Genomic DNA, 21,115 nt, shown 5'->3' with positions numbered 1-21,115 from the left:
ATAGAAAAATTTAAAGGAAAAGCGGCAGAGTTTTCCTCACTTTTTCCAGATGGGCCATGTCTAAGTTGGCCTTCAGCACCGTATCTCCAACTTCTGCAAAGGCCAAGATCTCACCCCACGGACCAAAGATGGCGGAAGAACCTGCATACTCCTCATCTCCCGATACTCCCCAAGCGTTGGCCAAAAGTAAATAGGACTGAAGTTCTATCGCCCTAGCTCTTGAGAGTATCCTCAAGTGGTCCTTTCTGGCAAGGCCCCACATGGAGGGCACACAGATTATCTGTGCTCCTTTCCTGCGCAGCTCCCATCCCAACTGAGGAAATCTCAGCTCAAAACAGATCAACACCCCCAGGATACCGTGCCTTGTCTCAAAAAGGGGATTACTGTCACCGGGTTGGAAGTAAGCGGGTTCTTTGTAAAGGGGAAAGAGTTTTGATTTTCTGCGTTTTCCCACCAGAACACCTTCCGATAGGACAAAGGCGGTGTTGTAAAGTTTACCGTCCTCTTCCTCCGGTAAAGTTCCTACAAAGGTTATAGACTTTCGCTTCGTCAGATCCAAAAGGGTGTGGAGAATTTCCCACGTTTCTCTGGCGTGCTCTCTCATTCCCTCATAATGAAAACCACATGCAAACATCTCCGGCACCACCACCAGATGATCTTCAAGATCCGCCAGAAGGGTTATAAGTTTCTGGAGGTTGTTAATGCTTTTCCCTTCATCTATCTGTAGCTGTATGACCGCAGCCTTCACCACACAACCCTATCCTTTCCCTGACTTTTGGCTATATAAAGGCGTTGATCTGCAACCCTTATCAGTGTTGTTACATCCTCTCCATCTTCGGGAAAAGAGGCAACACCGAAGCTGGCGGTGAGATACACACACCCACCAGTAAATCTGATGGAACTACTCCTCACCGCAAGCCTTATTCTTTCCGCCAACATTGCGGCACCTTCTTTGTCTGTTTCTGGTAGTACAAGGATGAACTCCTCTCCCCCGTACCTTCCCACCACATCGGAACCGCGCACCACCCTGTTTAGAACATGGGCAAAGGTCTGAAGACACTCGTCCCCCACGTGGTGTCCGTAAGTGTCGTTAATGGTCTTAAAGTTGTCCAGATCTGCCAGTATCACCGAGAGAGGTTTTGAGTATCTTTTTGCTCTTTCTAACTCTCTTTCCAGGAACTCCATGACGAAGCGTCTGTTGTATAAGTTGGTGAGGGGATCTCGTATGGACAGCTCTTTGGTTATCTCCAGAAGTCTGAGATTGGATACGTAAGGGGAGAAGGCGTTCACTATGTTTTCCACAAACCTCACCCTCTCCTCGGTGAAAAACCCTTCCTTTTTAGACAGCATGGAGACCAGAGCTATAACTCTCCCTGCCGAAACCACCGCCATACAGAGGTACGATCCGGCATCTGCTTTAAAGAGTGGGCAGGAGTAAGAGGTTCTGTCTCTGTAAAGAAAAGGTTGTGGGGAACTGAACACCTTACATCCGTAAGGTTCCGTTTCAAGACACGGTGTGTAATCTCCTTTTCCAAAAAGGGAAAAAGAAACTATCCTGTTGAGGGAAGGGTTCACCTTAAAACACGCCAGAAGCTCTACACCCACTGTGTGGGTGAGGGTGTGAGCCAGTATACTGTAAGCCTCCTCCTCTGATGAACATCTGCCCATGTGTAGCAAAAACTGGTGAATACTATCTAACTCCTCCATGCGCTTGTGCAATGCTCTCTCCAGTTTAATCCTCTCAGAGATGTCACGGGCCACGATGAGAATATGGGGAAGGGTGTTTAGATCCACACGGGTGGCTACTATCTCCACAGGAAGAAGTTCACCGTAAATGTCCCTGTAATGTCTTTTGCCCCTGATCACCTCCCCCTTCCTCAATATCCTGTCTATGTTATGCCTTATGTACTGAGGGTCCTCAGCCACGAGATCGTATATGGTCTTCTCCGACAACTGCTCGTCCTCGTAGCCCAGTTTTCGGACCACCGCCCTGTTCCAAAGCACAATTCTCCCAGTGTTGGCCTCATATATGATGATCATGTCCTCGGTGTTGTTTATGACACGTTTTAGAACCTCCAGTTCCTTCTGAAGGAGCATCTGTCGGCTGTGATCCTCGGACACATCTCTCAGAAGCATCTTTATTCTACCCCTCTCCTCCGAGGAATCTACACGCAGGTAGGAAGCGGAAAGTTCGTACACTCGCTGCCCTGATCGAAAAAGTACCCTTTCTACCCTCCCCTCCTTAAGGAGGCGCATGAGAATAAAACTCCAGTCCTCCTCAGGTATGAGGGTGGTTACAGGTTGGTCCAGGAGATTTCCAAAAGTTTCGCGGGCTCTTCTGTTGAGCCATATAACCAGTTGCTGATCCACCACATCCAGTACCTCCAGTACGCATTCAGGAAACATATCAAGAACATCCTTGGTGTGTCTTAGTTTTCTTTCCACCAGCACGGCATAATCCTTATCCAGGCTTTTTACTACATCTCTGTAACTGAGCACGCCGGCAGGTATCCCCTCCTTCAGCACTACCAAGTGGGTGGTGTTGGTGGTCTCCATGATCTTCAGAGCTTCATCCAGATAGGCTTCGTCATCTACTACATGCACCGGTAACAGAGGCAGATTTTTCAACGGACTGTCCAGGAGACCTTCCAGGGCAAAGGATAAACACTGCCTCTCCGTGATGATACCAAGAATTCTTCCACCTTCCAGCACTGGTAGGGCACCTATATCCTTCTCCTTCATAAGTTTGACAGCATCTCTCAGAGTAGCGGTGGCCTCTAAGAAGAGGAACTCTCTTCCTACTACCTCCCTCACCTTGATTCTTCTGCGAAGGAGATCCTCTTCCACGTACCTCAGTAACTCCTGCATGGTGACGCAACCGCGCCTACGTCCGCTACCGTCCACCACCACGAGTCTCCTTATGTTGTTCTCCAGCATCAAACTCAGAGCATACAGGACATCCCTATCTTCCCGTACCTGCATTATGTGAGTTGTGGCATACGTCAGAGCCTTCTCCTCCAAAGAGACGTTCTCCGCCACGAGCCGTACGATATCCCTCTCCGTTAGCAGGCCCACCACTCTACCGTTCTCCTCCAGTACTACAAAACCTCTCCCCTTCTCCCTCATGACCTCTGTAGCTTCCCGAAGTGTGCAGTCTGCCGAAATGACAGGATCCTCTCCCCCTATAACCTCTCTGAGAGGAACACTCAGCATGAACTTAAAATTTAACCTTAATATGAGATTTGTAAGTCTTGGAACAGCAGGTCACGTAGATCATGGGAAGACAACGTTGGTGAAGGCTCTGACAGGTATAGACACCGATCGCCTTCCGGAAGAGAAGAGAAGAGGTATGAGTATAGATTTTGGTTTCGCCTTTCTCGATTTTCCGGAGAGTAACCTGAGAGTGGAGCTCATAGACATACCTGGACACGAACGTTTTATAAAGAACGCCGTGGCAGGTCTTTCCTGTGTGAAGGGAGTCCTCCTGGTGGTAGATGCCTCAGAAGGTGTAATGCCTCAGACAGTTGATCACGTTAGACTTATGGCCTCCTTCGGTATCCAGCACTGTATCGTCGTTTTAACCAAAACAGACAAAGTGGATACTGAGATCTTAAGTTTAGCAAGGATAGAGGTGGAGGAGTTTTTGAAAAGAGAAGGTATACATCCTAAGTGTATACTGGAGGTGAGCGCTCTGCTAGGTACGGGTATAGATACCTTGAAACTGTCTATAAAGGAGTACGCTACAGAACTCTTATCTCTCTACGAGGAGGAGACCTTCTTCCGTCTCTGTGTGGACTCCGCTTTTCTGGTGAAAGGATACGGTACAGTGGTGAGAGGTAGCTGTGTTAGTGGTCGTATAAGGGAAGGTGACACGGTGGTGTTGGAACCTGCGGGAGTATCTTCTAGGATCAGAAGAATGCAAAACCACGGTGCTTGGGTAAAGGAGGGAAAGGCGGGCGAAAGGTTGGCGGTGAACCTACCAGAGGTAGATGTGAAACAGGTGAAGAGAGGGGATATGCTGGTGAAGAAGGGGGAGGCTATCAAGACGAGGAGACTCATAGCTCATGTGAGAGGAAAGTTGCCCGAAGGAGTAAAGACCCTCTTCCACTGGATGAGGGAGGTGAAGTTCAGGGGGCGACGTGTAGAGGAGAGCATCTATCTACTTGATCTTGAGGAACCAGTGGTAGCCTTCGTGGGAGACATGGGTCCGATCCTTGACTCCAGTGGTAAACTGTGTGGGAGTTACAGAGTCCTCCACCCCCTTCCTATAAGGAGGAGCAGCAACTTCATACGGCAGAACGTGGATCTTTTGACAAACCATCTTGCATCTTACATGCTGAAGGAAGCTGGAGTAAAGGGTGTGGAGCTAAAGAGGATCTCTTCCGCCTACGGTAGACATGTAAATCCCCAGAAACTGAGGGCCGTGAGGGTAGGTGATAAGCTGTACGACCCGTCAGTGGTGGAGAACTTGAAGAAGAGGCTCAGGGATATTTTGACAAAAGCGGAATATCCCCTTCACGTAGAGGAAGTAAGGTCCCTTCTGGGAATAGACCAAGTTTTGCTCCAGTTCTTGCTGGAAGATACGAAGGGTTACAGGAGGGTGGAAGGTTACATACTGGATGAGACAAGGTCCGATATTAATAAACTGGATGTTTTCAAAAGGCTCGTAGAGTACATGGGGGACAGTATAAAGGAAGAGAAGGACCTTCAAGAGTTTAGGGACATACTACCTGTGGCGGTAAGAAGAGGGGTTGTTCATAGTCTCGGGGCGTACCTTTACGTGACAGATCAGACTTTGCACAGGATGGTGGAAAAACTAAGGGGGTTGGGATCAAGCTTCAGTGTCCAGGATGCTAAGACAACCCTCGGTCTTACCAGGAAGTACCTTATACCTCTTTTGGAGTATCTGGACAGGCTAGGTGTAACCAGACGGGAAGGAGACAGGAGGTTTTTTGTAAGATGAGGGAACACCTTCTGAGATCACTGCCTCAGGTTTCACGACTTTTAGACCACTTCAGGGGAAAGTACAGGGAGGAATACATAAAGGAGGGGGCTAGAAGAGTCTTGGAGAGGTACAGGAAGGAGATAAAAGCCGGTTTGAGACATACTACCGAGAACCTTCTGGAAGATGTTGAGAAGGAGATACGAAAGTTGTCAGAAACACGGTTGAAGAGGGTGATAAACGCTACGGGGGTGGTGATAAACACTAACTTAGGTAGGGCACCCCTGCATGAAGACGTCGTACGCTTCGTTAGTATGATAGCTTCCCATTACTCTAACCTGGAGTTTGATCTGACTACAGGCTGCAGGGGATCAAGAGTGGAGTTGGTGGAGGAGTACTTGGTGTGTTTGACGGGAGCGGAGAGTGCTCATGTGGTCAACAACAATGCCTCAGCCGTTTTTCTGATCCTCAACACTCATGCCAAAAACAAAGAGGTGATAGTCTCAAGGGGCGAACTGGTGGAGATAGGCGGCTCCTTTCGCATACCTGATATTATGAAAGCGGCGGGAGCCATACTGGTGGAAGTAGGTACCACCAACAGAACAAGGTTAAAAGATTACATAGAAGCCATCACTCCCAACACAGCCTTCATCATGAAGGTACACAGAAGTAACTTCTACATGGAAGGCTTTGTGGAAGAGGTAAAGATAGAGGATCTTCTCCAACTGAGTTTACCCGTCTACTACGATGCGGGAAGCGGTGCCGTTGTAGACTTAAGAGATATGGGCCTCGACATCTACGAACCCTCCTTCCGTGATCTTATAAAGAAGGGAGTACATGTGGTGTCGGGTAGCGGTGACAAACTGTTGGGAGGTCCACAGGTGGGTATAATAGTGGGGCAACGTCACCTGATCGAACCTCTCAGAAGGAACCCCATCAGTAGGGTGGTACGTGTAGACAAACTCACCTTATCGGCGCTGGAGATGACCTTGAGGTTGTATATGGAGAAACGTCACCACGAGATACCAGTTATAAGAATGTTGACGGTTGAAGAAAAGGAACTCTACAGGAGAGCTAAACTTCTGGCCAGAAGGCTGAAAAGGATAAAGGATCTTGATGTTAGGATCATAAAGGATTTCTCTCAGTGTGGTGGCGGTGCGTTACCCCACCTTTACTTACCCACCTACTGTGTCGCCATAAAGCACAGGACCATGAGCGTGTCTCAATTGGAGAGAAAACTTATGGACGCCAGCACACCCGTCATAGTTCGTGTAAAGAGGGATACCCTTTTGCTGGACACAAGAACCCTCCTTCCTGAAGACCTTGAGGAACTTCCCAAGATAGTGGAGGAAGCTATAATTTAATAAGCAGGCGAGGTGCCGGAGTGGCCGAACGGGGCGGTCTCGAAAATCGCTGTGGGTCTTCACGGCCCACCGGGGGTTCGAATCCCTCCCTCGCCGTAAGGTAAAAAGATGAGTTATTTAGTAAGAGAGATAAAACCTCACTTTGAGAGAAGCATACAGCCAGTACTGACTGCGCTTACAAAAGCGCATGTAAGTCCCAATACAATAACTCTTTTAGGTTTAGTCCTTGTCATAGTAGGTTCTGTCTTTCTTTACATGCATATGCACCTTTGGAGTTTTGTGTTCCTCGCTTTAGGTGGTCTTGCGGATGCCATAGATGGTTCTCTCGCGAGAAAAAACGGAACTAGAAGTGAGTTCGGTGCCTTTTTAGATTCTCTTGTAGACAGATTTTCTGATGCTTCACCTTTCATAGCCATTAGCCTTTCATCAGAAGAGGATTACTTATCTTTTTTGTCCCTACTTGCTTTGGTGTTTTCTTTTGGAGTGAGTTATGCCAAAGCAAGAGCTGAGAGTCTTGGATACACTCTAAATGTCGGGACTTTTGAGAGGACAGAAAGATGGCTAACATTACTTGTAGGAATAGTTCTTAACATGGTAGAAGTATCTATCCTCGTTATACTTTTTGGTTCTTTTATAACAATGCTTCAGAGGGTATTTGCCTTCAAAAACCGTATTCCCCACTGATACCTTTTTTTAGATGCCTTCCTGCTAAGGTTTTCCGATAAACTTTGCTAATATTACAGCAGTCATACTTTATTGTTAACATTTTTGTTTAAAATATACAATCATTACATATAATCAAGCAGTGCATGATACCCTCTTATTTCTCTTATTTAAGATTCTTATTTAAGATTTAATAAATGTTAATCGATCTGGTATGAATATTGCTAAAACAGTCAGTGGAGGGTATGACATGAGAGGTATAAGATCTATTTCAGCTTTAAGTGCATCAATAGTATTGCTATCTTTGAAGCCTTCTTTTTCAGAAGAAAAGAGCTTTCCATTGCTTGCCAACACTGAATTAAGGATTAGCGGCGGTATATCAGCATTTTGGATGCAAACATTAGATAGAAAAGAGAATCCGTCTCTTTATAGTGTTACAGATATATCAGCAGCTAATTTGGAAATTTCTAAACCTTCATCAAGTACTTTACCTATAGGTTTTGCATTGAATGTAGGAAGAAGAGCAGTTCCAACTGTTGGGATAGAGTATGAACCCTTTGTTAGTGAAAGCAAGTTTGAGTTGCAAAGTGCATATATAACATTAGATATTGATAAGTTAAATATAATGGCAGGTAAAATACCTGCTATTTACGGATGGGAGTCTCCGTTTACATATCAAAATGCGAATATACAGAGAGGACTTGTTTGGTGGGCGGAATTTAATTCTTTCTTTAACGGGTTTAGACTTACTTATTCCCTTTTAGACACTCTAAAAGTTATAGGTGGTGTTAATGATTGGAATACAAAGGACGGTAAATATGCTTTAGAATTTGGAATCAGTTCAAGACCATTAAGTAATTTACTTGCAAACTTTACTTTAATATACAACAATAGAAATGACAAATATCCTATAAGGCTCTACTCCTTAGCTCTTAGCTACAGTAAGGGAAACACCACAATAACCCTGAATCCAGATATAATAACTGTACCTGATTCAAAAACAGGTACGAATGGTAATGGTACTGGTACTGGTTTCGGTGTAGCTCTGTTCATAAGCCAAAAAATTTCTGAAAATCTATCCACAGGGATTAGATTTGAATATGTTAAAGCAGATAAAAAATTTGATTACTATGGTATAGGAAAAGATAATAGTGCAGTTACATCTACTTTTACACTTAAATATAGCAAATCTGGATTCTTTATAAGAGGAGAAGCTTCATATGTGAAAACGGACAAACCTACATACGAAAGAAATAAAGATACTCAATTTAGATTACTTGCTGAGACTGGATTTGTATTTTAGGAGGGTGTAAAATGCAAAAACCAGTTAGAATAGGTGTAGGTGGTCCTGTAGGTTCTGGGAAAACAACTCTTATTGAAGTGCTGTGTAAATTTATGAAAGATAAATATTCAATAGCGGTAATTACAAACGATGTATATATAACAGAGGACGCTGAATACCTTATAAAACGTGGTGTTTTAGAAGAAGATAGAATAATAGGAGTGAGGACAGGCGGGTGTCCACATACTGCGATAAGGGAAGATCCTTCTATTAACTTAGAGGCAGTTGATAGACTAATTAGTAAGTTCAAGGACCTTGATATTATTTTTATAGAATCTGGAGGGGATAACCTAGCAGCCTCGTTCAGCCCTATACTTGTGGATAGCGTAATATATGTAATAGATGTTGCAGAAGGAGAGAAAATACCTAAAAAAGGTGGTCCAGGTATAACTCAAAGTGATATACTTATTATAAATAAGATTGATCTTGCTCCTTATGTAGGAGTAAATCTTGAAATTATGAGAAAATATACAGAAGAAAAGAGAAAAAACAAACCGTATTTTTTCGTTAGTCTAAAAGAAGAAGAAAGCATAATTCCAGTAATTACATGGATTGAGAAAGAAATATTATTTATAGATTGATTATAATTATGGTGAAGCATAAATTAATTATGGAATTCAAGGAAATATCTGGGAAAACAACTTTAACAAGAAATTTTCAAACAGGTTCTGCAAGGATATTGAAACCTTTTTATATAGGTAATTGTCTCATTACTCAGATCATCACGATTGGTGCAGGCATACATGCAGGTGATGAACTAGAGATAGAAGTAAATGTTGGAAAAGATTGTCATGTAATTTTATTAAATCAGAGCGCAACAAAAATCTTGAAATCTGAAAATGATGAAATATCCATGCAGTTCTATAACATTTACATAGATGACAATGCAATACTCGAGTACTATCCAGGTATAAATATACCTTTTGAAGGAAGCAGATTTCTTCAGAAAATTAATGTATATCTTTCTTCATCGGCAAATTTTGGTTTCTTTGAGATGTGGAGCATGGGCAGAATTGAACGTGGAGAATATTTGTCCTTTAACTGCATAAACAATAACTTAAAAATCTTTAAACAATCAATACCAATTTATATTGAAAACTTCTCTATAAGTCAACATACTGCTAAACATATAGGGATTATTGGTCGCTTTAAATATATGATTTCGGGAGTATGGACATTCTTAAATTTAGGAGAAAATATAGAAGAACATGAAGACTTTATATTAATTTATGGAACCAATCACAGAGGTTTAGCTTTTATTAAAGGATTGTCAAATAGCAATTTTATTCTTGCTAAAAGAGTTATTGATTTAATAGATTCATGGCGAAATGAAAAATACTTACAAAGTATACCATGGTACACGATGAGTAGTGCGTTTTTATGATTTCTTTTTATTCATTTTTCCGAATTTTTTTAGTAATATCCTCTATTATATTGTATTTTTTTATTCTATACTCAAGTTGTCTGCGCGAAATACCTAGTTTTAAAGCAGCTTTTGATACGTTAAAGTTTGTAGTCAGAAGTGCATCAATGATGGCTTCCATTTCTAACTTCTTTATATCCTTGAAAGTTAATCCATGGCCTTTGTGTGTTTCAATTACATAATCCGTGGTATTCTTGCTTTCAATATATTCAGTGATAACCCATTGTGGAAGGTGATTCAATTTAATAACTCCGTCTTCCGATAGAATTGCTGCATATTCAAGAACATTTTCCAGTTCTCTTATATTACCTGGCCAATGATGTTCTTCGATGAACTTGTAAACTTCGTTGTCTATAGACAGTGATTTGTTATACTTTTTAGTCAGTTTTTCTATTATCCTATCTACTATTTCTCTTTTTTCTTTACTTGTTCTATCTCTAAAAGGTAGCAGTTTTAATCTTATAGTATTTATCCTGTAATACAAATCTTGTCTAAACAACCCTTCTTTGACCAACTTATCTAAATTTTTATTAGTAGCAAAAATAAATCTTATATCTACATATATATCTTTCAGTCCACCGAGTTTGGAAAATTTTTTTTCTTGTAATAGTCTTAATAGCTTGGTCTGAAATTCAATAGGTATATCCCCTATTTCATCAAAAAAGACAGTACCTCCGTTGGCTATTTCCAACCTTCCTTTTTTTGATATGCTTGCACCTGTAAAAGCACCTTTTTCGTATCCAAAAAGCTCTGCTTCAAATAATTCTTTAAAAGGTTTATCTTTTCTATGACTTAGGTTGTGAATTCTATATGCAAGAGTGGATTTTCCAGTTCCTGTTTCTCCTTCGATCAATATATTTACATCCGTTTTTGCTATTTTCTCTAAAAAAGCATCATTATATTTGATAAAATCTTTAGTGTATACTTCTGCAGTAAATTTTGCTAAATTTTCCAGCTCTGTTCTATAAATATCTATTTCAGATGAATATTCCATATGTGTTTTATAAAGCTTTTCTATAAACATAAAAGAAGCGTCTAAAATCATTTTATCAATATACACTGGAATGCTTGTAAATTTTTTATAGGATACTAATATGGCTATCCATTTTCTGCTTGAATGAAATGTCTTAATGAATACCTTAACATTTTCCCTTAATTCTATTAATCCTTCCCGAGAAAGGAATTCACATATAGGGCTATAATACTCAAAGAATTGGACGCTTTTAAAAGCATCAATTCCTTTAAAAAATTTCTTATCTAACCTAATTTTATCCTGCTTTATCTCTCCATTCTTTATATAAAGAACTAACTCATAGAAACCTTGATTTTCATTAAAAAGGAGGAGGTTATCGTACCCAAAGTATTCAAATACAGTTGCTATAGACTCTATTAAGAAGGCGTCTGCAGAACGATTTTTAACATATATGTTAGCATTTATATGTTCAATTAAACTTATTGTATTATGGAAAAGATAATATATCTCGTTTAGCCCTTTCTTCTCCTTCATCCTCTATATATTATATAAAACTTTATATAACTTTTTCAACATCATCCTTCAAAAAGCCGAGTTTCTAAAAACCTTTGCCTAAAAGAGTGAATGTCCCAAAGGAAAGTATTTACAAAAATTTGATCCCAATCTTGATACAAGAGTATTCTATTTATTTCATCTTTCAGCTTTTTGTACGACGTCAACAGCGTCTTCCATGCTTCATAAGGTGACAATGGGATACATCTCATGAGTGAGCTAAGTAAATTTTTTATGTTACTATGAGCAAAAGAGAATAGTAATAGGTCCAACTTTATATTAAGTGTGGCTCCAACATAACCTAAAACCACAGAAAAGTGTGGGTCTTTAACTTCATTATAAGGAAATTCCACATTTAGTATTTCTTTACTAGCCTTTATGAGGTTCCTTCCTATCTTAACGGATGGCTCATACACAGAAGGTAAAATCTTAAATGCACTTACATAATCATTTACACACTTTAAGCATTCTATGCAGTCGCTATACTCGTAAGATAGCTTGCAAGAAAAAAGTTCAAGATGTAATGGCCCTTCCTTAATATACGCATCTACAAGTTTCTCGAGTGTTAATTTATCAGATTTATCGGAAACAAATGATTCAAGTCCCCATGAAAAAGCAAAAGCACCAACGGGAAATTGACTATCAAATAGTGCAAGAATGTAATTAAGTTGATCGTATACCCTACTATCCATGTGAATGCATATGCTCTGTATGTTCCGAAAGTTCCACAAAGGGGACTATCAATCTATTTGTCTTAAAACCGTATTTATTTAACCTATATTCAACAGTAGGATCAAATATCGTGGTAACTTTATTCTCCCAGATACCTATTGGAAGGTGCATATTACCTAATATGTGCCCTAACAATAAATAGGACAATGGGGCATCAACTTCTATAACTAAGCATTCCTCCTCCAGTGGTACCACTTTATATGCTGTTTTGCTGCTGGAATCTATATAGATATAACTAAATGGTCTTATATGTGTTCTATCTTTTAGAATTATAATTATCTCTAGTTCTTCCTCTATTTTTATCTTCTGTCTTACTTTTTGTCTTTCATAATACGAAAGCTTAATTTCCTTTATGTTGTATGCACTTAACTGTTCATTGGTTACATTTGGTATTTCATAAACAAACACTCTCCTCATTGAGTTCCTCCTAGAATAGGAAATATCGCTGAGTTAGGGGTAAGCTTTTGGCTGGCTTACTCGTTATAAGTTCACCATCGATGTAAACTTTGTAGGTTTCTGGATCTATCTTTATGTTAGGTAATGCATCATTTAATATCATGTCTTTTTTTGATATTACTCTTGTTTTTCTTACTGGAAGTAATGGTCTTTTTAGATCATCTATCCAACCTTTTTCTAAGGATACTTGAGAAACAAAGAATGCAGAAACCTTGTTAACTGCACTACCAAACGAAGCAAACATGGGTCTGTAAAGTACAGGTTGAGGTGTAGGAATTGAAGCATTTGGATCTCCCATTAATGACGCAACCACCATTCCACCCTTTATTACCAAGTCGGGTTTAACGCCAAAGAATTTTGGATCCCATATAACAAGGTCAGCAATTTTCCCTACCTCTACTGAACCAACGTACTCAGCTATACCAAAGGCTATCGCTGGATTAATTGTGTATTTACTGATATATCTCTTTACTCTGAAATTATCATTTCTATCCGAATCCTCCGGAAGTTTACCCCTTTCTTCCTTCATTTTATGGGCAGTTTGCCATGTTCTAATTATTACCTCTCCTACCCTCCCCATGGCCTGCGAATCACTGGACATCATAGAAATAGCCCCTATATCGTGAAGTACATCCTCCGCAGCCATTGTTTCTGGTCTTATTCTGGATTCCGCAAAAGCTACGTCCTCTGGTATATTTGGAGATAGGTGATGACACACCATTAACATATCAAAATGCTCATCAAATGTGTTTACGGTATACGGCATAGTAGGGTTAGTACTAGAAGGCAAAACATTTATATGAGAAACCACTTTCATTATATCGGGTGCATGTCCTCCGCCTGCACCTTCTGAATGATATGTATGAATGGTTCTTCCTTTAAAGGCCTTGATCGTATCTTCAACATAACCACACTCATTTAAAGTATCAGTATGTATCGCTATTTGTATATCGTATTCATCCGCCACCGTAAGAGCGCAATCTATAACCGCTGGAGTTGCCCCCCAATCTTCGTGAATTTTTAATCCCATTGCCCCAGCTTCTATTTGCTCTATAAGGGGGGAAGGTAAAGATGAATTTCCTTTCCCGAGAAGTCCAAAGTTCATTGGAAAAGCTTCTAAAGCCTTTAGCATATGTATTATGTTCCACGGTCCTGGTGTACATGTGGTTGCCTTGGTACCTTCTGTAGGTCCTGTGCCTCCACCAATCATTGTGGTTATACCACTATAAAGAGCTTCCCATATTTGTTGAGGACATATAAAATGTACATGGCAATCAATACCCCCTGCTGTTAGTATTTTCCCTCGTGCATCAATAACTTCCGTACATGGACCTATTTCCAAGCCAGGGGTCACACCATCTTGAATATTTGGATTTCCAGCTTTACCTATGGCAACTATCTTTCCATCTCTTATTCCTACATCAGCCTTTACTATGCCCCAATAATCTACGATTACAGCACCTACTATAACTAAATCAGGAGTACCATCCTTTCGCGAAAGTTGACATTGACCCATACCATCCCTTATAACTTTCCCTCCACCAAAACAAACTTCCTCACCGTACAAATTGAAATCTTCCTCAACTTCTATTATCAAATTTGTATCACCTAACCTTATTCTGTCACCTTTTGTTGGACCATAAAGTCTGGCATAAGATTGTTTAGATATCCTCATGACAAAAACCCCCTTTCTTTTGCTTTTTGCATAGCCTCTTCCCTCTTTTCTTCTAGAAACCCGCTAACTAATGCATTAAAACCGTAAACAATTCTTTTACCACCAAACTCTACGAGTTCTACTTCTTTGGCCATTCCAGGTTCAAACCTTACTGCAGTACCAGCAGGTATATTTAGCCTATAACCGTAAGCTTTCTCTCTGTCAAATTTTAAGTACTTATTAACTTCAAAAAAATGAGCATGGGATCCAACTTGTATAGGTCTGTCCCCAACATTCTTAACGAGTAACTTTATAGTTTTTCTATTAGCATTGAGGGTTATTTCTCCATCATCTACAAATATCTCTCCCGGTACCATATCTTACCTCCTTCATTGAGTATTTATGCAAATTTTATACCATATTTTGTTTGTAACCATTCACACCATTCCTTTTATTTCAACCGTTTAATTGTTTATCTTTGACAGGGCGTTTTGCTAAATTCTATAATGAGCTCGTAATTGTTAACAATTTTGTTGATTATGTTCATTATTGAATAATTAAAAATGAAAAGTGCAGGGCACGTTGTTTGCTAATTTGAATTACGGAAGGAGGTTAAAACCTTTAAGGAGGTGATGCCATGAAAAGCGGGTATGCAAACAGAAGAGATTTTATTAAGGCAAGTGCAGCTGTAATAACCCTGCATACTATAGCACCGGCCTTAGTTTGGCCTTCACCTAAAAAAATCAAAGTTGGAGTGTTGCACTCTCTTTCTGGCACGATGGCTATAAGTGAGGTTCATGTTAAAAATGCAACTTTATTAGCTATAGAAGAAATAAACAGAAAAGGTGGTGTATTGGGATACACTATTGAACCTATAATTGAAGATGGGGCATCCGACCCAGCAACATTTGCACAAAAGGCACAGAAGTTAATACTTATGGATAAGGTTGTGACTGTTTTTGGCGGATGGACATCGGCAAGCAGGAAAGCTATGCTTCCTGTTTTTGAAAGATATAAAAATCTATTGTGGTATCCTGTACAATTTGAAGGTAATGAATGTTCTCCTAACATTATCTATACAGGAGCACAACCGAATCAACAAATATTACCAGCACTTGAATGGGCTTTAAAGCAAGGTTACAAAAAGTTCTTTTTAGTAGGTTCGGATTATGTTTTTCCAAGAACAGCAAACCTGATATTAAAGAAGCATATTCAGAAAAATGGTGCTATAGTTAGTGGGGAAGAGTATGTACCCTTAGGAGGAACAGATTTTAGCGCAGTTGTTAATAAAATCATAAACACAAAACCAGACATAGTTTTTAATACTATAAACGGTGATTCAAATGTGGCTTTCTTCAAGCAAATGGCTGCAGCAGGTGTTGGTCCTAAAGTGCTTCCAGTAATTTCCTTTAGCATTGCTGAACAAGAAGCAAAAGCAATTGGAATACCTCTTTTAGAAGGAAGTTATGCTGCGTGGAATTACTTTATGAGTCTTAACAATAAAGCTAATTTGGAATTTATAAAGGCGTATCAAGGGAAATACGGTAAATCCTCCCTTATAACTGATCCGATGGCTCATGGATATATGAATGTCTATTTATGGAAAATGGCTGTAGAAAAGGCTGGAACTTTTGACCCTATGATGGTTAGAAAAGCTGCAACAGAACTTCCATGGGTGGATTCTCCATTTGGAAAAATAAAGATAGCAAAAAATCAAAGTTTATATCAAACAGCTTATATAGGAAAACTCGGTTCAGATGGGCAGTTCTCTATAGTTTGGTCTTCAGGAAAACCTATAGAACCTGAACCTTATGACAAACTTGTTTTTCCCGGAAAGAAATGTGTTTTATAACATCGTGGGGCTTACCATGGATACGGATTTCTTCTTAAACCAACTTTTCAACGGACTGAGTCTTGCGTCAATTTACTTTATGATAGCCATAGGTTTAAGTCTATCATTTGGATATATGAGAATAATTAATATGGCACACGGCGAATTCCTTATGTTAGGAGGTTATATTTCTTATATAGTACAGCAAAGTAATATTTTTCCAGAAGCAGTTTTTCCACTTTTTTCAATCTTCTTTTCTTTTATAGTACTATTTATATTTGGACTAGTTTTTTGGTACCTAATTTTAAAGAGAGTTCAAAATACTTTAGACACTATTCTTTTGACCTGGGGACTTAGTCTTATACTTCAACAACTAGTTAGAGATGCTTTTGGTCCAACAGGAGTAGGAGTAGTACCACCTAAGTGGCTATCTACCACACTCTATTTAGGTGGTGTTTATATACCAGTTGTTCGCATTTATATTATAGTGGTAATGCTCTTTGTTCTTCTGCTGCTTTATCTGCTATTTTTTAAAACCGATCTTGGTCTTAATCTCAGAGCTGTTGCTCAAGATCGTGAGACGGCCTCAGCCATGGGAATAAACGATGATTTAGTTAATCTACTTATTTTTGCATTAGGTTCGGGTATTGCCGGTGCTGGTGGTTCTGCTTTATCAATGGTTTCTTCTATTACACCTACTACAGGGATGAGTTATATAGTAGACGCTTTCTTAGTTGTAATTTTCGGCGGTGTAGGTAGTTTGGGTGGGACACTTCTTGGATCTATTATCATAGGCTTTATGTCTGCTATTTTTAGTGGATATATGGAAGTTAGTCTTGCCAAAGCTTTGGTGCTTATGTCTGTTATCTTATTTATTCAGTTTAGACCAACTGGGCTTATATCTGTTAAGATAAGGGGGTAAAGGATATGTGGATATTGAAGAAAAATAAAAATTATATTTATACACTTTTCCTATTTATGGTATTTTTAAGCATTACTCCAGCTCTTCCAGACTACTATATAGTCATTTTAGGTAAATATCTTTCTCTTGCGATAGTTGCTATAGGCATTTCTTGGATTTGGGGGCACATGAATATCTTGTCCTTAGGACAAGGACTTTTCTTCGGATTAGGTGCTTATGCAATGGCCATGCATCTTAAGCTTAAAGCAACACCTTCTGGTGACCTTCCAGACTTTATGTTATGGAGTGGTTTAACAACACTGCCATGGTGGTGGCAACCTTTTAGCAATATAGTATTTGTATTTATGACAATCTTCTTAATCCCAACACTGCTGGCTGTTGTTTTTTCCTATATTATGTTTAAAAGAGAAATAAGTGGTGTATATTTTGCCCTTATCAGTCAGGCAGCTGTAGCAATATTTGAGATACTTTTAATAAGTTTGCAACCTTATACTGGAGGATTTAATGGTCTTACTAACTTTGGCCCTTTTCTCATTTGGTATATAGGAGATAATGGTTTTCAGCGAGGGCTCCTCTTTATTACAGAGTTTATAGTGTTTTCCTTAATTTTACTATCATTTATAGTAGAAAATTCTAGGATTGGAAAGCTCATAAGGGCTATTAGAGATAATGAGAATAGATTAAAATTCTTTGGTTATAATACAGTTTACTTTAAGATCATTGTATTTGCAATATCTGGCACTTTGGCTGGCATAGGTGGTGCACTTTTTACCCTTTTCAATGGTTCCATTTCCCCATCTTTGGTAGGAGTTATGGCTTCTATAGAAATGATTTTATGGGTTGCTTTGGCTGGTAGAGAAAACTTTCTGGCAGTTGTTCTCTCAGTTATTGGCATTAATTTAATAAAAGACAAAATAAGCAGTTACTTTCCTAACTTTTGGCTATATTTTATAGGTATAGCTTACATTGTTATAATACTTGTCGGTAATAATATAAATGAACTTAAAAAACTGCTTACAAGATTTACAAAATTTATATATGGAGGCAAACATGAGAGCGCTTTTAGAAGTTAGAAATGTAACCGTTAAATATGGAAATTTTACTGCTCTAGATAGAGTTTCTCTAAGTATCAGCCAGGGGGAATTAAGGGTGCTTATAGGTCCTAATGGAGCGGGGAAAACTACGTTGCTTGATGCGATCTCCGGTACAGTCAAACCTAGCTACGGAGATATTTATTACAAAAATACAGTTATAAGTAAATTACCGATACATAAAATCGCAAGGATGGGGATTATAAGGAAATTTCAAACGCCAAATGTAATTGAAAGTTTATCAGTATGGGATAATCTCATATTAGCTTCGGTGAAAAAGAACGTTTCAGGAACGTTTGCACCGGTAGATCACAACAAGATAAAGGATATATTAGAGTTAGTTGGTCTTCATGAAAGAAGATATGACTTAGCAAAAGAACTTTCACATGGAGAAAAACAGTGGTTAGAGCTTGCTATGATACTTACAAACGATTGCGATTTAGTTCTTCTTGATGAACCTGCTATTGGTTTGACACTAAAGGATATATACAAATTGATTGATATAATAGGGTATTTTATTAAAAGAAATTCATCTATTATTATTGTGGACCATAATATGGATTTTTTAAGAATGATTTGTGAGAAATTTGAGGCAAGAGTAACTTTTATGCATCAAGGAAAAATACTAAGAACTGGTACTTTTGATGAAATCCGTTCGGATAATGAGGTTAAGAGAATTTATTTGGGGGTAGAGAGATGCTAGAATTAAAATCTTTATATTCCGGATATAAGTCTGCCATAATACTTAAAGATATTAATATTAGTATTAAAGATTCGGAAAGTATTTTGCTTATAGGAAGAAATGGTGCAGGTAAAACAACTTTATTAAGAACTATATTAGGGTTAAATAAAGTCATAGACGGTAGTATATACTTTTATGGTAAGAATATTAACAAGTTAAAGCCTTATGAGAGAGTAAGATTGGGGCTAGGTTATGTTCCTCAAGGTAGAAAGCTATTTCCATATCTTACTGTAAAAGAAAACCTTTTTACGGCAAAAAACGCTTTTACAGCTAAAAAGCATACTATTTTTCCAAATTTTTATGACTATTTTGATTACATCTTAAGCCTTTTCCCCAGTCTAATAGGATTGTTAAATAAAACAGCTGGATCTTTATCTGGAGGGGAACAACAGTTAGTATCCTTAGCAAGAGCATTACTAACAAATCCAAAGATCTTACTATTGGACGAACCATTTGAAGGAATTCAGCCATCTATAGTTCAACTTATATTAAAGGTATTGTACGAAATAAGGGAGAGGTTCAGAATTTCATTTGTAATTGTAGAACATAGGTTAGAACTTATATGGGAACTTATAGATAGAGTTTATGTAATCGATAATGGCAGTATTTTAAAAGAAGCTGCTAAAACTGACACAAACATTGGAGAGGTTTTAGAGTATATATATATTTAGGAGGTGCTAGCATGAATCTCACACCAAGGGAGGTTGAAAAACTCTTAATATATGTAGCTGCCGAGCTTGCTAAAAAAAGAAAAGAGAAAGGGTTAAAATTAAATTATGTTGAGGCATATGCCATTATAGCATGTGAAATTCTTGAGGGTATAAGAGAAGGAAAATCTGTTGCGGAGCTTATGGATTTAGGAACAAAAATTCTTAGAAAAGAGGATGTTATGGAGGGTGTTCCTGAAATGCTTGAAATTGTTCAAGTGGAAGGGACGTTCCCAGATGGTACAAAGTTAGTTACAATTCATAATCCTATTAGAGAATAAAGAGCTCTCTGAATAATTGCAACGAGCTATATATTCTTTCCCTAAATTCCTGCAAAATACTAAGATCATACCTAGAATTCCTTAGTACTCCTTTTGCATATTGCTGCACAAATAAAGGTAGATTCAATATACTTACTCTTTGTCCAAGTAATAATGTTAACAATTTTGTTAAAGATTGTAAATTTTGTTCTTTTGTATGCAATTATCGTATTATTAAGCTACACAGTTCAAAACAGAATTTCTAAGTTTTAGGAGCTCTACTCTATGTACTTTTATTTTAGGTATGAAGTTTGCATAACGATGTATAGGAACTAAACCCTTAAAGGAGGTGCTGCTATGCCTGGTAAAGGTAGGATGTTTTATGGAGAGCGTTTTGAAGATGTAAATGAGCCAATATTTACAGGAATACCTACTTTTCTAAAATTACCTTATGTGCCATCTATCGAAGAATTGGCTAAGCTAAAACCAGATATTGCAATAATCGGAGAACCTATGGATATGGCTACGACTATAAGACCGGGAGCTAGATATGGCCCTAGGGCTGTAAGAGCTGCATCTACAGTCCCCTCTCCACCATATTCTCACTTTAATATCGAAACAGGTGTAGATCCTTTTGATGAGTTTTTTGTAGTTGATCACGGAGATGCTCGTGTTGTTCCCGGAGATACCATGGCTACACTAAAAAACTTCGAGAGGAAAGTTTATGAAGTCTCGAGTCTAGGCATATGTCCATTCATAATTGGAGGCGATCACTCTGTAACATTCGCTAACATAAAAGGTTGGGCAGAGGCTAGGGGTTATAAAAAAATAGGGCTTATTCATTTTGATTGTCATGCAGATACAGCACATACTGGACTATGTGGATTTGAATACGATCACGGCGCACATATAAGAAGAATTTGGGATCTTGGAATACTAAATGGCGAAAATTATACACTTATAGGACCACGTGGTTTTTGGCCAGATAAAAAAACATATGAATGGATGAGAGACAACGGTATGCTCTGGTTCACATCTTTTGATGTATGGGAGATAGGTATAAAGAAAATAGCTGAAATAGCTGTAGAAAGGGCATTAGATGGAACTGATGCTGTATGGTTAACTTTCGATGTTGATGTCATGGACCCAAGTGTTTGTCCTGGAACGGGAGAACCAGAGCCTGGTGGTTTAACTCCAAGAGAAGCAATAGGGCTTATTAGACTGATTACTAAGCACTTTGATGTAGAAAGATTTGGTTTTGATATCCTTGAAGTTGCCCCGATGTATGATGTAAGCGATAACAGTTCATATAATGGTGGTATAACCTCCCTGTTCGCAAGTAGAATTATTCTTGAAGTAATGGGGGGACTTGCCATAAAACGTGCAGGATGGTCCGAAGGCAGACCTGTAAGACCTAAAACAGAAACTAGAAGTCAAAGCCAAAACATATGAGTTAAGTAA

General features: G+C 38.9%; 20 protein-coding genes and 1 tRNA gene. 14 read left to right on the top strand and 7 right to left on the bottom strand.

The annotated features are described in order from the left end of the window. Positions 1 to 10 precede the first annotated feature (10 nt). Positions 11 to 748 carry a nitrilase-related carbon-nitrogen hydrolase gene (locus THAL_RS03695; RefSeq protein ID WP_012991772.1) on the bottom strand — a complete coding sequence of 246 codons (738 nt, stop codon included), beginning with the start codon at positions 746 to 748 and terminating at the stop codon, positions 11 to 13. After that, positions 745 to 3,213, bottom strand: a complete 2,469-nt coding sequence (locus THAL_RS03690) for a diguanylate cyclase (protein ID WP_012991771.1) — start codon at positions 3,211 to 3,213, stop codon at positions 745 to 747. The genes THAL_RS03695 and THAL_RS03690 overlap by 4 nt, the downstream gene beginning before the upstream one ends. 22 nt (positions 3,214 to 3,235) lie before the next feature. On the opposite strand from THAL_RS03690, the gene selB reads away from it, so the two are divergent. From selB to THAL_RS03655, 7 genes are all read left to right on the top strand, one after another. Beyond that, positions 3,236 to 4,963, top strand: coding sequence for a selenocysteine-specific translation elongation factor (gene selB, locus THAL_RS03685; protein WP_012991770.1), 1,728 nt, complete (start codon positions 3,236 to 3,238; stop codon positions 4,961 to 4,963). Next, the gene (selA, locus tag THAL_RS03680) at positions 4,960 to 6,306 is read left to right on the top strand and encodes an L-seryl-tRNA(Sec) selenium transferase (RefSeq protein WP_012991769.1); all 1,347 of its coding nucleotides are present in this window, start codon (positions 4,960 to 4,962) and stop codon (positions 6,304 to 6,306) included. Before selB ends, selA begins: the two co-directional genes overlap by 4 nt. 6 nt (positions 6,307 to 6,312) lie before the next feature. Next, positions 6,313 to 6,402: transfer RNA gene (locus THAL_RS03675), tRNA-Ser, on the top strand. Positions 6,403 to 6,414: 12 nt separating this feature from the next. Then, positions 6,415 to 6,990, top strand: coding sequence for a CDP-alcohol phosphatidyltransferase family protein (locus THAL_RS03670; protein ID WP_012991768.1), 576 nt, complete (start codon positions 6,415 to 6,417; stop codon positions 6,988 to 6,990). Between the two features lie 229 nt (positions 6,991 to 7,219). Then, positions 7,220 to 8,272: an outer membrane beta-barrel protein gene (locus tag THAL_RS03665; RefSeq protein ID WP_041434083.1), complete on the top strand. Its 1,053-nt coding sequence runs from the start codon at positions 7,220 to 7,222 to the stop codon at positions 8,270 to 8,272. 11 nt (positions 8,273 to 8,283) lie between these two features. Then, a complete protein-coding gene (gene ureG, locus THAL_RS03660; RefSeq protein WP_012991766.1) occupies positions 8,284 to 8,892 on the top strand; it encodes an urease accessory protein UreG in 609 nt (202 codons plus the stop codon). 8 nt (positions 8,893 to 8,900) lie between these two features. Continuing rightward, entirely contained in the window at positions 8,901 to 9,695 is a 795-nt protein-coding gene (locus THAL_RS03655; RefSeq protein ID WP_041434082.1) for an urease accessory protein UreD, read from the top strand. Positions 9,696 to 9,702: 7 nt separating this feature from the next. Here THAL_RS03655 and THAL_RS08190 read toward each other — a convergent pair whose 3' ends face one another. From THAL_RS08190 to THAL_RS03630, 5 genes are read right to left on the bottom strand one after another with little or no spacing between them, the layout of a single operon-like run. Continuing rightward, positions 9,703 to 11,241 carry a sigma-54-dependent Fis family transcriptional regulator gene (locus THAL_RS08190; RefSeq protein ID WP_012991764.1) on the bottom strand — a complete coding sequence of 513 codons (1,539 nt, stop codon included), beginning with the start codon at positions 11,239 to 11,241 and terminating at the stop codon, positions 9,703 to 9,705. A gap of 41 nt (positions 11,242 to 11,282) precedes the next feature. Then, the gene (locus THAL_RS03645; protein ID WP_012991763.1) at positions 11,283 to 11,951 is read right to left on the bottom strand and encodes an urease accessory protein UreF; all 669 of its coding nucleotides are present in this window, start codon (positions 11,949 to 11,951) and stop codon (positions 11,283 to 11,285) included. Then, on the bottom strand, positions 11,944 to 12,408 hold the full coding sequence (locus THAL_RS03640; RefSeq protein WP_012991762.1) for an urease accessory protein UreE: 465 nt from the start codon (positions 12,406 to 12,408) through the stop codon (positions 11,944 to 11,946). The genes THAL_RS03645 and THAL_RS03640 overlap by 8 nt, the downstream gene beginning before the upstream one ends. Before the next feature lie 10 nt (positions 12,409 to 12,418). Then, positions 12,419 to 14,122 carry an urease subunit alpha gene (ureC, locus tag THAL_RS03635; protein WP_012991761.1) on the bottom strand — a complete coding sequence of 568 codons (1,704 nt, stop codon included), beginning with the start codon at positions 14,120 to 14,122 and terminating at the stop codon, positions 12,419 to 12,421. Beyond that, positions 14,119 to 14,478 carry an urease subunit beta gene (locus THAL_RS03630; protein ID WP_012991760.1) on the bottom strand — a complete coding sequence of 120 codons (360 nt, stop codon included), beginning with the start codon at positions 14,476 to 14,478 and terminating at the stop codon, positions 14,119 to 14,121. The genes ureC and THAL_RS03630 overlap by 4 nt, the downstream gene beginning before the upstream one ends. Positions 14,479 to 14,738: 260 nt before the next feature. On the opposite strand from THAL_RS03630, the gene urtA reads away from it, so the two are divergent. The 7 genes from urtA (at position 14,739) to THAL_RS03595 (ending at position 21,106) form a co-directional block, all read left to right on the top strand. Continuing rightward, on the top strand, positions 14,739 to 15,953 hold the full coding sequence (urtA, locus tag THAL_RS03625; RefSeq protein WP_012991759.1) for an urea ABC transporter substrate-binding protein: 1,215 nt from the start codon (positions 14,739 to 14,741) through the stop codon (positions 15,951 to 15,953). 16 nt (positions 15,954 to 15,969) lie between these two features. Beyond that, complete coding sequence (gene urtB / locus THAL_RS03620) at positions 15,970 to 16,854, top strand: urea ABC transporter permease subunit UrtB (protein ID WP_012991758.1); 885 nt, start codon at positions 15,970 to 15,972, stop codon at positions 16,852 to 16,854. 5 nt (positions 16,855 to 16,859) lie between these two features. Further along, positions 16,860 to 17,927, top strand: a complete 1,068-nt coding sequence (gene urtC, locus THAL_RS03615; RefSeq protein WP_012991757.1) for an urea ABC transporter permease subunit UrtC — start codon at positions 16,860 to 16,862, stop codon at positions 17,925 to 17,927. Beyond that, a complete protein-coding gene (locus tag THAL_RS03610) occupies positions 17,893 to 18,648 on the top strand; it encodes an ATP-binding cassette domain-containing protein (protein WP_041434081.1) in 756 nt (251 codons plus the stop codon). Before urtC ends, THAL_RS03610 begins: the two co-directional genes overlap by 35 nt. Next, positions 18,642 to 19,358 (top strand): ABC transporter ATP-binding protein, encoded by a 717-nt coding sequence (locus THAL_RS03605; RefSeq protein WP_012991755.1) that lies wholly within the window; start codon positions 18,642 to 18,644, stop codon positions 19,356 to 19,358. The genes THAL_RS03610 and THAL_RS03605 overlap by 7 nt, the downstream gene beginning before the upstream one ends. A gap of 11 nt (positions 19,359 to 19,369) precedes the next feature. Next, on the top strand, positions 19,370 to 19,675 hold the full coding sequence (gene ureA, locus THAL_RS03600; protein WP_012991749.1) for an urease subunit gamma: 306 nt from the start codon (positions 19,370 to 19,372) through the stop codon (positions 19,673 to 19,675). Positions 19,676 to 20,011: 336 nt separating this feature from the next. Continuing rightward, the gene (locus THAL_RS03595; protein WP_012991754.1) at positions 20,012 to 21,106 is read left to right on the top strand and encodes an agmatinase family protein; all 1,095 of its coding nucleotides are present in this window, start codon (positions 20,012 to 20,014) and stop codon (positions 21,104 to 21,106) included. Positions 21,107 to 21,115 lie beyond the last annotated feature (9 nt).

It is taken from the genome of Thermocrinis albus DSM 14484, from assembly GCF_000025605.1.
GTDB classification, from domain to species: Bacteria; Aquificota; Aquificia; order Aquificales; family Aquificaceae; genus Thermocrinis; species Thermocrinis albus.
Note: the sequence above shows the minus strand (reverse complement) of the source record. Positions and strands in the feature narration are given on the sequence as shown.